The sequence below is a fragment of the Fimbriimonas sp. LA-C6 genome (genome assembly GCF_055398105.1).
The window spans coordinates 133579-147228 of the sequence record NZ_AP038796.1 but is presented as its reverse complement, the minus strand read 5'-3'; the positions used below and the strand labels follow the sequence as shown (position 1 = coordinate 147228).

The window sequence follows — 13650 nt, the reverse complement described above, 5'->3', positions numbered from 1 at the left end:
CTGGCTTTTGAGATTGAGAGGGTCCTAGTCCATTGGAATGAGGGTAACGGCGAGCCTAGACGCGCGTCAATACCTATACAAGTTTGTTCCAGACGAGGATTAAGTGGTAGAACGCAGTTTATTGAGATTAGGAGCGTCTGTAAGTGGGCGAGTTGAGCTGGATACCGATGGGAGTCTAGTTAAGCGCGCTAGGGAGGGTGAGTATGGGGCGTTTGAAGAGCTCTTCGAACGGCACCGCACCCTTGTTTACCGGTTTGCTTACCAGATGACCAATTCTCGGGACGATGCCGAAGATGTTGTACAAGAGGCGTTCGTTCGGGCGTATCAAAACTTGCATCGATATCGCGATGAGGCGAAATTTACCACTTGGATTTTGCGAATTGTTTCCAACCTGTGTACCGATCGGGCACGTTCATCTCATCGAAGAACATCGTTGGAACAACAAGAGGCTGCAGGTGCTCTTGATTGGATGACGATTGGGACCTATGACGATCCCGTTAGCAATTTAGAAGAGGACCGTCGGAAAGTGGCGTTGAGGAAGGCTCTTGCAGCGTTGCCGGTACACCACCGCTCGGTCATTGTGTTGAGGGATATTGAAGAGAAAGAGTATCCCGAGATTGCGGGCATCCTTGGTTGTACTGTGGGTGGCGCAAAGTTGAGAGTTCTTCGGGCCCGTAGGGCTTTGAAGGAAAGGATCACTCCCCTGTTGGGCGAGGAACTAAAATGAAACGAAGGTTAGAAGATGATTTGGCAAGGTTAGCTTTTGGGGATGTTTCTCCTGAAGTGGCAGCTAAGTTGGAGCAATCCGCCCAGCTAGATCCTGATGCTGTCAAAACGCTTGCTACCTATCGGACAATTCGTGACGGACTCAAGACGTTAGGCGAAGTTCCAGAAGAGCAGCTTTCCAAGGAGCGGCTTCGCGAAGCCATTCTTTCTCGTGGAATTAAGCACGAGCAGGAAGTTGAGGCTCCGACTCGATGGACTCAGTGGCTTTGGCTACCTGCGATGGCATGTGTTGCTGGTTTGGTGTTTGTGAATCTTCCGAAGACCGGGCCGAAAGAGACTCAGGTTGTTGCGATGACCGACGGTAAGACTTTGAGTAAGTTGCATGTGGATGAGGGGGCGTTCCGATTGAAGCCGGAGATTTCATCTGTAGATAAGTCCGTAGCGAATTCGGCTGTGGTTCCGCCGGTTCCAGCGGCTACTAGTGCACCGCTGCCCGCCCAGGCAAACACTGTGGCTCTTTCTGATAGCCGTGGTAGTCGTGAGCGAACGCGGGGGACTGCTTCCCGTCATGGGAATCGAGACGGTTTTATGCAGGCGGCTTGGGAGCGGACTGTTCAGAGCTTGGTGAAGGACGGTCTTACGGCTAATGTTTCCTTCAGTGGAAGTAGCGATTACGTCGCGATGAATGGTTCGCGAACTGCTGCAAAGAAGAAGGCTTCCGGTTCGGTTGCCCCGATGTCTCGTGACGCGATGGCTGATAAGTCTGACACCACTTATGTTGAGATTGGTTCTGGGCAGGATGCTGAAACGGGTTCGCGGCCCGCACAGGAGTTAGAAAGCACGAATAATGATCCAACTAGCGGTTAGCCTTGCCATATGTTTGTTGTCCTCTGGGGACAACATTGAGACTCAGGTGCGCCAGTCTGCGAGTAATTTCTCGATGGACTTGTATCGAAGTGTTCCTTCGGTGGTGTCTCTTGTGGATCAGGCTGGCCCCTATGGGATTGTTACTCGACTTGATAGTCGTGGGTATTACTTGGCCTACAGCAGCAGCGTGCCGGGGCAGAATCGGACACGGCTTTCTGATGGCAAGAAGCTCTCTTTTGAGGCTGTTGCTCATGATCCCGTGACGGGACTTGTGCTTCTTAAGAGTGAGCAGGGCGCGGAGGCTGATTCGGCATTGCCGGTTACACGGCTTGCCCCTGAGAGTTATCCTGGGAAACCTCTGATTGTTGTTTTGCCGACGGGGGCCGTGCGAGGTTCGTTTGTTTCGGCGAATCGCGGGGGGATTGTGAAGGCGGAGAACCGCATCATTCCTCTCTCTGAGATCCGGTTTGAGTCGCCCGTTGAATCGTGTGCGGGTGCTTTGGTTTTCACTGAGACTGGCGAGTTGATCGGGCCTATTTATGCGACGTTGGCTCGGAACGGGTCTCAGAGTAATGTGCTGAATCAGGCTCGGGCGGTTTACGGGACGAACTCGAACAGTTTGAATGGGGGCTTTGGAAGTGGGCGTGCGGCGGGTGCTGGTGGTCCGGCTGGTGGTCCTGGTGGCGGAGCTACCAGCGAGAGTGCCAAGCATGCACCTCCTATGCTGAACCAGTATGGTCCTGCTGATTTGACTGTTGCGTATGTGCTTGGCACGGATTTGATGCAGCGGGCAGTGGATGGACTTACTTCACCCTCTCACAAGGTTGAGTATCCGACTCTCGGGGTGATCGTGAAGGATGCGGTTGGGGGTGGGGCGCTTATTCAGCAGGCTCAGGCTCAGACTCCCGCTAACATGGCTGGCCTCCGACGTGACGACATCATTATTGGCATTGGCCTTTATGGGATCCGAAACAAGATTGACTTCGCGAAGGTGATGCTTCGGCAGAAGATCGGTTCGACTGTGGAAGTTCGGATTCGGCGAAATGGGAAGGTTTATCTTTCCAATGTCGTGATTGGCTCTTAAGCCGAGACGGTGAAGTCTTTGATTTGCCAGGTGAGGTTTCGTTGACCTCGGAACTCATCTGCGTTGGGGCTGAAGAGAACGTCTACCTTGGTTCCCACTCCTGTTTGTTGGAGTCTTTCGCCTAACCCAAACGCGATGGCTGTGATGGTTGGGCCATCTTCCTTTCTTAAAAGCAGGCGTGCGTGGGATGGGTTTTTGGTTGGCATGATCTGGGTGATCATGAGATCTCTTGTCATGAAGAGCGGTTCGGGGTTTTCGCTGCCGAAGGGTTCGAGGGCTGCGATTGCCTCGGTTGAGGCTAGGGTGACTTCTTCTGCCTCTACTTCCATGTCGGCGTATATGCTTGGACGGAGGTCTTCTTCTGTGAGAACGCTGGCTGCGTAGTCGTGGAGGACTCGTCGAACTTCGGTTAGGTTCTTGTACTCGAAGCTGCAGCCTGCGGCCATTGCGTGTCCGCCACCCGTTAGGAATAGCCGTGGGTGATTCTTGATGGCGTCTGCTAGGTTGAAGTTGCGGATACTGCGTCCTGAGCCTTTGCAGATGCCTGTCTCTGTATTGACGGACATGACGAAGCAGGGGCGGTAGAAACGCTCTACGAGGCGTCCTGCGGCGATTCCTACGATGCCGGGGTGCCATCCGGCTTCGGCCACGATGATGACGAAGTCTTGGTCGCATCCGTCTCGCTCGGCTTGTTGGAGGGCTTCGTCGACCACCTTCATGGTTTCGCTTCGGCGGAGGGTGTTGACGGCTTCTAGTTCTTTGGCGAGTTCGTCGGCTGCTGTTGGGTCTGCTTCGAGGAGGAGTTTGAGAGCGACGGCTGAGTCGTCTAGGCGTCCTGCGGCGTTGAGGCGTGGGCCGAGGTGCCAGCCGACGTTGCGGGCTTTGAGTGGTTTGCCTGGCTCGGGGACTACGTTTGCCTCGCGCATGAGGGCGATGAGGCCTACTTTTTTGGTGTCGGCGAGTCGTTCGAGGCCGTATTTTGCGATGATGCGGTTTTCGTCGACGAGGGGCATGACGTCGGCGATGGTTCCTAGGGCGGCGAGGTCTAGGAAGGCCCGGTAGAAATTGTCTGGGCTGAGGCCTAGTTCGGCGCTGATTCCTTCGCAGAGTTTGAAGGCTACGCCTGCTCCGCTGAGTTCAGAGAAGGGGTATTCGGAGTCCGGACGGTGGGGGTTTACGACGGCTTCTGCGTTGGGGAGGATGTCGCCGACGGTGTGGTGGTCGGTGACGACTACTTTCATCCCTGCTGCGTGGGCGCTGTCGACTTGTTCGTGTGCTCCGATGCCGCAGTCGCAGGTGAGGAACAGTTTTGCTCCCATGGATTCGGCTTGGGCGACGGCGTTTAGGTGGATGCCATAGCCTTCTTTCATCCGGTGGGGAACGTGGGTGTGGACCTGGCAGCCGATGGCTTTGAGGAAGCGGCTTAGGATGGCTGCGCTGGTTACGCCGTCTACGTCGTAGTCGCCATGGACGAAGATGAGATCTCCGTTTTCTTTTGCGGCGAGGATGGCGTCTGCTGCCTGCCGATAGTCTGGGAGGAGTTTGGGATCGTAGAACTGATCCGTGGTGGGTTTTAGGAAGCGGCTTGCGCTTTCTGGATCGGTATAGCCGCGTTGGGCTAGGAGTGCGGCGACCAGGGTTGGGACGCCGAGTTCTTGTTGTAGCTTGGCTTCTGCTTGTCGGTCTCTAGGCGACACAACCCATTTTGGAGGCAGGTTTGTAACGCTCAGTAAGGACATAGCAATAGGAAGGGAAGCAAGGAACGGGGTGAATGCCCCCGGTGTGGGGGCATGCAGAGTTTAGAGTTTCTCGACTTGGTTGAAATCGAGTTCGACTGGTGTGTCGCGACCGAAGATGTTGATGAGAACCTTGAGTTTCTCTCGGTCTGCGTTGACTTCTTCGATCTTTCCGGTGAAGTCGCTGAATGGGCCTTCGACCACTCGGATTGCATCGCTTTTCTGCCATGCAACCTTTGGAGCTTCTTGACTCTTTTCGAGGTTGACGATAATTCGTCGCACTTCGTATTCTTCGAGCGGAACGGGTTTATTGCCGCTTTGGACGAAGCCTGTGACTCCGCTGGTGGATTTGACCAGTTTAAAGGTGTCGTCCGTGAGCGACATCTGAACCAGAATGTAGCCCGGGAACACCTTGCGATCCATTTCGTACCGCTTTCCGTTGCGGGTCTGAAGTTCTCGCTCTGTAGGAATCAGAATTTGATAGATGTCGAGGTCCCAAAGGCCTTCGACCTGTGCTCGGCGTGTGAGAACATCCTTGACCTTGTTCTCATGACCGGCGATTGTGTGGACGGCGTACCAAGATTTTGGCATTGCTTGTTTCTTAGAATCCCTTCGTTAAAATGTGAATGATTTCACCGAACGCATAACTCAGACCGGTAAGGATAGAGACGACCATGGCGCAAACGCCTAGGACGACTCCTGTCAGTCGGAATGTCTCGGCCCTTGTTGGCCAGCTCACTTTCTTCAGCTCTCGTCCGACTTCACTGAGGAAGCCTTTTAGACCACGGCGAGATTTCGGAATTGGGAGTGACCCTTGCGGTTTTCTCGGTTCATCCATGCCAGTTGCTATATTTGCCATCGACGTTCATCCCTGCTCAAAAGCTTGTGGGGAGACAACATGATACCCAGAGTAAGTGCATTCTCCAAGCACCAAAAGCTATATCTAGGCCTATCAGTGAAAAATAACAAATATTCCTTACAGAAGTTTTTCCTTTGCAGATGTGGCTAATACAAGCTAAAGTGTGCGGTGGGGATAGAGGGTTGTACACTCTTTGTTTATTAGTTTATGTCTAGTGCGGGCCCTTATAGTGAATTGGAATACTTGATCTTGGCGATGGCTGGGGACGGTATTAGCTCTGGCTATGCGATGCGCAAAGCTATGAATCGGATGCGTGGCGGTCGTTGGAGTGCTGAGAGCGGGTCTGTTTATCGGGTTCTTCGGAGGTTGGAGAAGGACAATTTGCTACGTGAGGTACGGCGAGTAGGTGTACCCAATCGGGAGCGGACGGAGTATGAGCTCACGCCTCAGGGTGAGTCGTTGGTTCATAGCTGGTTGACTTTCCCTCCGGATCATACGGAGTTTGCATTTCTGGTGGATCCGCTTCGGACGCGCAGCTATTTTTTGATGCGGTTACCCCATGCGGAGCGCATGCGTGTGGTGAAGACTTGGGTTCAGGAGAGTAAGCAGTTTTGCGTTGATTTGGAACGCGCCTTGAAGGACACTGCTTGGGAAGAGCCGATGCGTAACTTGGCGTACTCGAACCTATTGTATTTGGCTCAAGGTCGGCACGAATGGCTGAAGAAGTTGTTGGTGTCTACAAAAGCATTGGGCACGTCTAGTGACGTGCCCAATAGCGTTGAAGAGTGATATTGGATCTTTACTTTGTGATCCCTAGAATTCGATAGCGCTTCGGACCTTCCGGCGCTTCGAATGCAACATCGTCTCCGACGGATTGGCCATAGAGGGCTGTACCCATGGGTGATTCGTTGCTGATGAGGTCGTTGGCTGGGTCTGCTTCGATGCTGCTGACTACGCGTACTTCAAATACGTCGTCGAATTGCAGATCGCTGACCTTGGCAATGGAACCGATTCCAACTCTGTCCGTTGGGATCTGTTCGTGTTCCACTACGTGTGCGTTGCCAAAAATGGCCTTTAACTCGGCAATGCGACTTTCGACCATAGCTTGTTCGAATTTGACTTCGTCAAGTTCGCTATTGTCTTCGCTGAACTCACCGTGCTGCTGGCTTTCGCGAATGCGGTCCGCAATTTCTGGGCGCTTCACCGTAGTGAGGTGCTCGAGTTCAGCTTGTAAAAGCTTGAATCCCGGCGCTGTCAGCAGGATTCCGCCCTGCTGTTCGGTGATCAGTTCTTCGTTCATTTGGCTCAAGTCACTCTCCGTATCAGAAGAGCACGCATTATAGCTGCTTTCCCTTCTGTGAACGTACGTTCCAGGAGATGTATTTGTTTGGTGTTTTCTATCTTTTTTGAGTTATTACACTCTTTCGACCCTTTTCGGAAGGTTTTGGGAGAACTAGAGGGTTAGAAAGAACTAATGAAACCCTTGCGATAATACAGGTCAAAAGTGGGACCTTGGGGGTAGATTGAAGGGTATGAGGCTGGCCATGTCCGTCCTGTTCGCCTTGATGGTTGCAGCCGTTTTTGCACAACCGTCACCTGAGAAGAGTCTTTTTGCGACTGTTCGGGCTGATGCGATCATTGAAGTGCAGTTGGACCAGTATGGGTCGGACATTGTGAACATCACGATGATGGATCCGAGTTATCCTCCGGCTGTTTTGAATAAGCAGATCAAGGCGATTGGTGCTTATTTGGGGAGTGAGCCGCGGGGTTTGAACGTGTATCGGTATGCGATGCGGGCGAATGATCCTTCCAGTGAGTACACCAAGGCGTCGTTTGGTGTGGATGGGTTGATCCAGCGCGAGAAGGGGTTTTATCGGATTTTGCCGTTTGTGAAGGCGTTTGCGGGTGTTTCGGCTCCGAACACTGTTCACGGCATTAGCGTGATCTATTCGGGCATGCAGCCTACTGGAAACACCATTCACGCTTATCGGTCTGGGTCGTTCCGGATGGAGGCTCAGACTTCGCCGGGTGTGGGGCTGGAGTACCGGGTGGCGTTGCTTTCGCAGGATGTTGAACAAATTTCAAAAGACGGTGAGCAAATTGACCGAGCAGACCCGTCTCAGATGAGTAAACAAGCTGGTGGCAAGGGCGGTGGTAAGACATTTGATTGGACTCTTTGGGGTCTGATTGGTGTTGCGGCCCTGGCAGCCGGTGCGTTGGTATACTCGCTGCTGCTGAGACAACGTCCGCAAGCACGGGCGTAGATTTATTTTGAGAAGAATTAAGTTAAGGACCACAAGATGACCCTTGAGCAAATGACACTGCCGCAGCTGATTGAGCTCGGTTTCGACCAACGCGCCTCAGACGTCTTCGTCAAGGCGAATCAAGTTCCTACGATGCGCCAATTCAGCCAGATGAAGAAGCTGGGTGAAGATCTTCCTGTGGTCGATGCGGCGAACGCTCACCGCATGATCTATGCGATGATGAACGAGAAGCAGCGCAGGATTTTTGAAGAGACCAATGAAATGGACATCGCGTTCCAGGTCGAAGAAAAGTGCCGCGTTCGTATGAACATCTATCGCCAGAAGGGAACGGTTGCTACGGTTTGCCGTGTTATCCCTATGGTCATCAAGACGATTGATGAGCTGGGTCTTCCTCCTGTCTTGAAGGAGTTGACGAAGCAGCGTCTTGGTCTGATTCTGGTTACGGGTCCTACGGGTTCTGGTAAGACCACTTCACTTGCTGGAATGATCGACATGATCAACGATAACCGATCGTGTCACATCGTTACCATTGAAGACCCGCTTGAGTTTGTTCACAAGGACAAGCAGGCTTACTTCAGCCAGCGCGAAATTGGTATTGACACTGAGGACTTCCACCCTGCGCTTCGTGCGGTTCTTCGTGAAGCTCCAGACGTCATTTTGATTGGTGAAATGCGCGACACCACGACCATGAACGTTGCACTTCAGGCTGGTGAAACTGGTCACTTGGTGTTCTCCACGGTTCACACTGCTTCGGCTTATGAGACGATGGATCGTATCATCAACATGTTCCCACCTCACGAGCGAAACCACCTTTGCCAGCGTATGGCTGGTTCGCTTCGGGGCATTATTGCTCAGAAGCTGGTTCCTCGAGCTGATGGTAATGGACGTGTGGCTGCACTTGAGATTCTTGTGTGTACACCTACGGTTAGCAAGGCGATTGAAGACGGTCACTTTGGCGACCTTTATCACCACATGAACGAGGGTGCTTTCTGGGGCATGCAGACCATGAACCAGTCTCTCCTTCGATATGTGAAGGCTGGCATCGTGACTGAGGAAGTTGCGATGGGTTATGCCGGTATTGCTTCTGAATTGAAGCAGATGCTTCGACGCTAAGTTTGGCTTGAAGAGGCCCGTTCCATGTTGTGGGACGGGCCTTTTTGCGTTGTGGGGCATTGGTTTGCAATTCCCTCTGTTGCGTTTGCTGGAGTTCCTATATAATCGGTCACTAATACCACGCGGGTAGGAGTGTGAGCCAACGATGGCAATAACGATTAACGAACTGCTCATGGAGTTGGTCAACAGGGAGGCAAGTGACTTGCACCTGAAGGCCGGTCAGCCGCCCATCATGCGTATACGCGGGGAACTTGTTCGCGTGCATGAGCTGGCATATTCGGTGGAGGAGCATAACCAGATGCTCATGGGGATGCTCAACGAGGAGCGAAGGAATCGGTTTGATACCTTCAAAGAAGTTGACCTTTCTTATAACGTTCCCAACGTGGCTCGTTTTCGGGTGAACATGTTTTGGCAGCGGGGCGAGATTGGGGCGGTGTTCCGTGTGATTCCCTTTAAGATTCGCACGATTGACGACCTTGGGATGCCGCAGGTTTGTAAGAAGCTTGCGCTTTTGCCGCGTGGGTTGATCTTGGTGACTGGGCCGACGGGGAGTGGCAAGTCGACGAGTCTTGCGGCGGTTATTGATCACATCAATTCGAATAAGCGGTCGCATATCATGACGATCGAGGATCCGATTGAGTATGTGCATCGGGACAAGACCTCGATCATTAATCAGCGGGAGCTCTCGACTGATACGCACAGTTTTGGCGATGCTCTGAAGCACGTGATGCGTCAGAACCCGGATGTGATTCTGGTGGGTGAGATGCGCGATTTGGAGACGATCATGCTGGCCATCACTGCGGCGGAGACGGGGCACTTGGTGCTCAGCACGTTGCACACGGTGGATGCGGCGCAGACGATTGACCGGATTGTGGACGTGTTTTCTCCGGAGCAGCAGGCTCAGATTCGGACCCAGCTGAGCGTTACGCTTCAGGCGGTGATTTCTCAGACTCTCTTGCCTACGAAGGACGGGAAAGGGAGGATGGCTGCTTACGAGGTGATGACTGCGACTCCTGCGATTCGGACGCTTGTTCGGGAAGGGAAGACGCACCAGCTTTACATGGACATCCAGACGGGAGGGGAGCTTGGGATGCAGACTCTTGACGGTTGCTTGTTGAACCTGCTGAAGGATGGGGTTATTGACTATGAACACGCTTTTGCGAAGTGTTCGAACTCTCAAGACTTCCAGCGCCGTGCGATGAATATGGGACTCGTGGAGGTGCCTGTCAATGCAGTCCATTGAGTACTTCTTGAAAGCCTGCGTTGAGATGCAGGGAAGTGACCTTCACTTTAAGTCGGATACGGGGATTGCTTATGTGCGCGTTCATGGCGACTTGGTGCCGGTGGATGCTCCGCACTTTACGAGTGATGAGTTTGAGAAGGAGCTGTTTCGGTTCCTGAATCCGGGGCAGGTGGAGCGGTTTAGGAAAGCTTTGGAGCTGGACTTTGCCATTGAGGTGAAGGGGGTTTCTCGGTTCCGGGGGAACGCTTATCAGCAAAGGAATAATACGCAGGCTGCTTTTCGTGTGATTCCTTACGAGATCTCGACGATGCAGGATTTGCAGTTGCCGAGTGCTTGCTACGACTTTATTGATAAGCCGCGTGGGTTGGTGTTGGTGACTGGGCCTGCGGGTAGTGGTAAATCGACTTCGTTGGCGGCGATGATTTCGCAGATTAACGCCAATCAGTCGGTGCATATCATGACGGTTGAGGACCCGATTGAGTTTGTGCATGATGACAAGCGGGCTTTGATCAATCAGCGCGAGCTTGATGTGGATACATTGAGCTTTGCGAATGCTCTGAAGTACGTGTTGCGGCAAGATCCGGACGTGATTTTGGTCGGTGAGATGCGTGATTTGGAGACGATTCACCTCGCGATCACTGCGGCGGAGACGGGGCACTTGGTGTTTGCGACTTTGCATACCGTGGATGCGATTCAGACGGTTGACCGCATCGTGGACGTATTCCCTCAGCACCAGCAGCAGCAGATACGGATGCAGCTGAGTGTGAACCTGGTGGGTGTTTTGAGCCAGACGCTAGTGCGGCGGAGCGATGGTCGCGGTCGGGTGGCTGCGCATGAGGTGCTGGTGGCGACCAGTGCGGTGCGGAACTTGATTCGGGAGAACAAGTCTTATCAGATTGGGTCGCTCATTCAGACGGGTGCTCGCATGAAGATGAACTCGTTGGATCAGAGCTTGGCTTCTTTGGTGGAGCGGAATTTGATCACTCTGGAGGATGGTCGGGCGCGGGCGAAGGATCCGTTTGAGTTTGATCGTTTGATGAAGTTGATTGAGGAAGGGCACATTGCGAATCCGAACGCGGTCCATGCGATTCCGGGGTCGGCGCCTGCTCCGGCGGCTCCGGCTGCGACGGGAGTTCGGGGTCAACCGAACCGTGCTCAGTTCAAACGGGAGTAAGACGATGGCTTGGGGCGGTACCCTTTAGAAGTGCACATTGACGCGGCTTTGTTCCAAGAGAACGAAAGGACTGCCCCCCAACACGATGAACGGCTTTATGCCCATGTAGGCGCTCTTGACTGTGAAGCGGGAGGAATGCTTGCTGAGGTTACGGTGGCGTATGAGACTTGGGGAACGCTCAATGTGGAGAAGTCCAACGCGATCCTGGTTTGCCATGCGCTGAGCGGCGATAGCCACGCGATTGGTTGGTGGAGCCGTCTGATTGGGCCGGATAAGCCGATTGATACCAATCGGTTCTTTGTGATTGCGACCAATGCTTTGGGTGGCTGCCAGGGCACTACGGGGCCCTCTAGTCTTCATGAGGATGGGATGCCTTATGGGAGTCGATTCCCGATCATTACGGTCCGAGACATGATGGAAGTTCAGATTCGGCTGTTGGATCAGTTGGGGATTTCTGAGCTTTATGCCGTTGCTGGGGGAAGCATGGGCGGGATGCAGGCGCTGCAGTTTACGGTTCAGGCTGCTGGCCGGGCTAAGAAGGCGTTTATCACGGCTTCTTGTGCAGCTCATTCGGCGATGCAGATTGGGTTTAACGAGACTGGGCGACAGGCGATCATGCGTGACCCCAAGTGGCGTGGGGGAGATTATCCTCTGGGCGATGGTCCTTCGGATGGGTTAAGCATTGCTCGGATGCTTGGGCATATTTCCTTTTTGAGTGATAGCGCTTTTACGGCCAAGTTTGATCGTCGGCTTCAGGGGAAGGAGAAGCCGGACTTTCATCTTGGGGTTGAGTTTGAGGTGGAGAGTTACCTCAGCTATCAGGGTGATAAGTTTACGAAACGGTTCGACCCGAATAGTCTGTTGATCTTGACTCGTGCGATTGACTACTTTGAATTGACAAGCTTGAAGGGATCTCAGACGGAGTATCTGTTTGTGAGCTTTACTTCGGACTGGCTTTATCCTGTTCATCAGAGCAACCGACTGCAGGCGATGGCGGAAGAGGCGGGGCTTGTGTCTTCGCATCTGGTGATTGATCTGCCTTATGGGCATGATGCGTTTTTGTTGGACGCGGATCAGCAGGGTGCGGCTGTCAGGAAGTTTCTCGGTGAAGCTTAGGCTTCTTTCGGAGCCTTATAGCGTTTTCAAGTTGGGCGCTTGGCCCACGGCCTTAGAACCTGTAGGTGAGTTGTTTAGTCTCACTCGGACTGGGGATGAGGTTTCTTTGGTCGCGCCTTCCTCTGTGGTTGTTTCGGCTATGTCTGTTGAGGCTGGATGGCGGTGTTTTCGGGTTGTTGGGGTTTTGGATTTTTCGCTTAAGGGCGTGCTCGTGTCGATTTTGACTCCCTTGATGGAGTCTGACGTGAGTGTGTTTGTGGTGTCGACTTATGATACTGACTATGTGTTGGTGCGTGAAGCCGTCCTTTCGGATTCGGTTCACGCACTGACACGGGCTGGATTTGAGTTTGTGGCTTAGTTTGACTTGCGTCGGCGTCGCAAGAGGCCGAGGGTGCCTCCGGCTAGGGTGAGCATGGAGATGGGTTCTGGGACAGCTTTGATCTGTCCGAAGAGACCGTGCTGTTCGCCGCCGGGACCTGCTGCGAAGTAGAGGGAGTTGGTTGGTCCTGATCCGGTGCCGTTTCCGAAGGCGATGCCCCAGAGGCCGTCGATTGCTATGTCTGAGCCGCCTGACTGGAGAGTGCCTAGGAAGGTGCCTGTTGTGGGATCGTATGCGTTGATTCGGCCGTCTCCGAAGTTGCCGACTAGGAGGCTGTTGCTGAAGTTGCCGAAGTTTGAGGGTGCGAGAGCTACGCCCCAAGGTGCGTTGAGCGCTCCGTGGCTGGCGATGCGCTTGATGAATGTGCCGTCTGCTGCGAACTGGTCTACGAAACCGAGTCCTGCTCCTGCGACTTCGTCTCCGTTACCTGCTTGTTTTGCGTAGGTGACGAAGAGGCTTCCGCCGAGGGATTGGACGTTGAAGGGGGCGTAACCGGCATCGACGTTGGGGTCGGTGAAGCTGGTGAGTTGGTTGAAGTTTTGGTCCCAGACGTCGATGGCGTTGGTGGCGAAGTTGGCGGCGTAGAGCCTGTTGCCTTGGATGCCTAGGCCTTTGTAGATTGCGCCGGACTTGGAGTTGTCTACGACCGTGATGGCTGCGGTGGGTGTTGCGGTTGGGTTCCAGCCGCTGATGGTGCCGTCTTCTTGGGCGAAGAGGAAGCGGCCTGGTTTGTTGGGGGCTACGGCGAATCCAGAGCTACCGTTGAAGACGATGCCTGTGGCGTTTGCTCCTTTGGGGATGGAGACGACGAGTGGGTTGATGGTGCCTACGCCGTTGTATAGGGTGGAGGTTCCGGAGCCGTTGTTACTGGTCCACCATGGGCCGGAGCCGCTTGCTGCCAGTCCCCAGGGGTTGACTAGGTTTGGGTCTGTGACGTGTGCTTGACCTGCTTGATCGGACACGAGGTTGGTTTGGGAGTATTGGGCGAAGGTGATGGGTGCGGCGATCATTAGCCCCATTGATATTGATAGCTTCGAAATTTTCAACGATCTCTCCTATTGCTTCATCCGACTCTTTGTTGGATGAAGC

At 53.6% G+C, this 13650-nt stretch carries 15 protein-coding genes; 10 read left to right on the top strand and 5 right to left on the bottom strand.

Annotated features, from left to right (window positions below; translation table 11 throughout):
- Positions 1 to 121 precede the first annotated feature (121 nt).
- Genes ACZ51B_RS00695 through ACZ51B_RS00685 form a run of 3 tightly spaced genes read left to right on the top strand, consistent with a single transcriptional unit; the run spans position 122 to position 2677 of the window.
- Positions 122 to 727, top strand: a complete 606-nt coding sequence (locus ACZ51B_RS00695; protein ID WP_464295312.1) for an RNA polymerase sigma factor — start codon at positions 122 to 124, stop codon at positions 725 to 727.
- On the top strand, positions 724 to 1593 hold the full coding sequence (locus ACZ51B_RS00690) for a hypothetical protein (RefSeq protein WP_464295311.1): 870 nt from the start codon (positions 724 to 726) through the stop codon (positions 1591 to 1593). Before ACZ51B_RS00695 ends, ACZ51B_RS00690 begins: the two co-directional genes overlap by 4 nt.
- Entirely contained in the window at positions 1574 to 2677 is a 1104-nt protein-coding gene (locus ACZ51B_RS00685; protein WP_464295310.1) for a PDZ domain-containing protein, read from the top strand. Before ACZ51B_RS00690 ends, ACZ51B_RS00685 begins: the two co-directional genes overlap by 20 nt.
- On the opposite strand, the gene recJ is transcribed toward ACZ51B_RS00685, so the two are convergent.
- From recJ to secE, 3 genes are read right to left on the bottom strand one after another with little or no spacing between them, the layout of a single operon-like run.
- The gene (gene recJ / locus ACZ51B_RS00680) at positions 2674 to 4416 is read right to left on the bottom strand and encodes a single-stranded-DNA-specific exonuclease RecJ (RefSeq protein WP_464295309.1); all 1743 of its coding nucleotides are present in this window, start codon (positions 4414 to 4416) and stop codon (positions 2674 to 2676) included. The genes ACZ51B_RS00685 and recJ overlap by 4 nt on opposite strands.
- A 60-nt stretch (positions 4417 to 4476) precedes the next feature.
- On the bottom strand, positions 4477 to 5004 hold the full coding sequence (nusG, locus tag ACZ51B_RS00675; protein WP_464295308.1) for a transcription termination/antitermination protein NusG: 528 nt from the start codon (positions 5002 to 5004) through the stop codon (positions 4477 to 4479).
- A 10-nt stretch (positions 5005 to 5014) separates the two neighbouring features.
- Positions 5015 to 5272 (bottom strand): preprotein translocase subunit SecE, encoded by a 258-nt coding sequence (gene secE, locus ACZ51B_RS00670; RefSeq protein ID WP_464295307.1) that lies wholly within the window; start codon positions 5270 to 5272, stop codon positions 5015 to 5017.
- A gap of 234 nt (positions 5273 to 5506) precedes the next feature.
- On the opposite strand from secE, the gene ACZ51B_RS00665 reads away from it, so the two are divergent.
- Positions 5507 to 6061, top strand: coding sequence for a PadR family transcriptional regulator (locus tag ACZ51B_RS00665; RefSeq protein WP_464295306.1), 555 nt, complete (start codon positions 5507 to 5509; stop codon positions 6059 to 6061).
- Between the two features lie 10 nt (positions 6062 to 6071).
- Here the strand turns inward: ACZ51B_RS00665 and ACZ51B_RS00660 are convergent, their stop codons facing one another.
- Positions 6072 to 6572 (bottom strand): GreA/GreB family elongation factor, encoded by a 501-nt coding sequence (locus tag ACZ51B_RS00660; protein ID WP_464295305.1) that lies wholly within the window; start codon positions 6570 to 6572, stop codon positions 6072 to 6074.
- 244 nt (positions 6573 to 6816) lie between these two features.
- Between ACZ51B_RS00660 and ACZ51B_RS00655 the strand changes: the two genes are divergently transcribed.
- The 6 genes from ACZ51B_RS00655 to ACZ51B_RS00630 all read left to right on the top strand — a co-directional run bounded on the left by ACZ51B_RS00655 (position 6817) and on the right by ACZ51B_RS00630 (position 12540).
- The gene (locus tag ACZ51B_RS00655; RefSeq protein WP_464295304.1) at positions 6817 to 7536 is read left to right on the top strand and encodes a hypothetical protein; all 720 of its coding nucleotides are present in this window, start codon (positions 6817 to 6819) and stop codon (positions 7534 to 7536) included.
- A gap of 36 nt (positions 7537 to 7572) precedes the next feature.
- A complete protein-coding gene (locus tag ACZ51B_RS00650; RefSeq protein WP_464295303.1) occupies positions 7573 to 8649 on the top strand; it encodes a type IV pilus twitching motility protein PilT in 1077 nt (358 codons plus the stop codon).
- A gap of 145 nt (positions 8650 to 8794) precedes the next feature.
- On the top strand, positions 8795 to 9892 hold the full coding sequence (locus ACZ51B_RS00645) for a type IV pilus twitching motility protein PilT (RefSeq protein WP_464295302.1): 1098 nt from the start codon (positions 8795 to 8797) through the stop codon (positions 9890 to 9892).
- Positions 9879 to 11066: a type IV pilus twitching motility protein PilT gene (locus tag ACZ51B_RS00640; protein WP_464295301.1), complete on the top strand. Its 1188-nt coding sequence runs from the start codon at positions 9879 to 9881 to the stop codon at positions 11064 to 11066. The genes ACZ51B_RS00645 and ACZ51B_RS00640 overlap by 14 nt, the downstream gene beginning before the upstream one ends.
- 30 nt (positions 11067 to 11096) lie before the next feature.
- The gene (metX, locus tag ACZ51B_RS00635) at positions 11097 to 12182 is read left to right on the top strand and encodes a homoserine O-acetyltransferase MetX (RefSeq protein ID WP_464295300.1); all 1086 of its coding nucleotides are present in this window, start codon (positions 11097 to 11099) and stop codon (positions 12180 to 12182) included.
- Positions 12172 to 12540, top strand: coding sequence for an ACT domain-containing protein (locus ACZ51B_RS00630; protein ID WP_464295299.1), 369 nt, complete (start codon positions 12172 to 12174; stop codon positions 12538 to 12540). Before metX ends, ACZ51B_RS00630 begins: the two co-directional genes overlap by 11 nt.
- On the opposite strand, the gene ACZ51B_RS00625 is transcribed toward ACZ51B_RS00630, so the two are convergent.
- Positions 12537 to 13571: a TIGR03118 family protein gene (locus tag ACZ51B_RS00625; RefSeq protein WP_464295298.1), complete on the bottom strand. Its 1035-nt coding sequence runs from the start codon at positions 13569 to 13571 to the stop codon at positions 12537 to 12539. The two genes, ACZ51B_RS00630 and ACZ51B_RS00625, sit on opposite strands and share 4 nt — an antisense overlap.
- Between the last annotated feature and the right edge of the window lie 79 nt (positions 13572 to 13650).

What these genes read in the sequence shown, in the direction of transcription:
- nusG (WP_464295308.1), bottom strand. Translation starts at nt 5,004, where the DNA reads ATGCCAAAATCTTGGTACGCCGTCCACACAATCGCCGGTCATGAGAAC.
- ACZ51B_RS00645 (WP_464295302.1), top strand. Translation starts at nt 8,795, where the DNA reads ATGGCAATAACGATTAACGAACTGCTCATGGAGTTGGTCAACAGGGAG.
- recJ (WP_464295309.1), bottom strand. Translation starts at nt 4,416, where the DNA reads ATGTCCTTACTGAGCGTTACAAACCTGCCTCCAAAATGGGTTGTGTCG.
- secE (WP_464295307.1), bottom strand. Translation starts at nt 5,272, where the DNA reads ATGGCAAATATAGCAACTGGCATGGATGAACCGAGAAAACCGCAAGGG.
- ACZ51B_RS00625 (WP_464295298.1), bottom strand. Translation starts at nt 13,571, where the DNA reads ATGATCGCCGCACCCATCACCTTCGCCCAATACTCCCAAACCAACCTC.
- ACZ51B_RS00660 (WP_464295305.1), bottom strand. Translation starts at nt 6,572, where the DNA reads ATGAACGAAGAACTGATCACCGAACAGCAGGGCGGAATCCTGCTGACA.
- ACZ51B_RS00640 (WP_464295301.1), top strand. Translation starts at nt 9,879, where the DNA reads ATGCAGTCCATTGAGTACTTCTTGAAAGCCTGCGTTGAGATGCAGGGA.
- ACZ51B_RS00655 (WP_464295304.1), top strand. Translation starts at nt 6,817, where the DNA reads ATGTCCGTCCTGTTCGCCTTGATGGTTGCAGCCGTTTTTGCACAACCG.
- ACZ51B_RS00690 (WP_464295311.1), top strand. Translation starts at nt 724, where the DNA reads ATGAAACGAAGGTTAGAAGATGATTTGGCAAGGTTAGCTTTTGGGGAT.
- ACZ51B_RS00685 (WP_464295310.1), top strand. Translation starts at nt 1,574, where the DNA reads ATGATCCAACTAGCGGTTAGCCTTGCCATATGTTTGTTGTCCTCTGGG.
- ACZ51B_RS00650 (WP_464295303.1), top strand. Translation starts at nt 7,573, where the DNA reads ATGACCCTTGAGCAAATGACACTGCCGCAGCTGATTGAGCTCGGTTTC.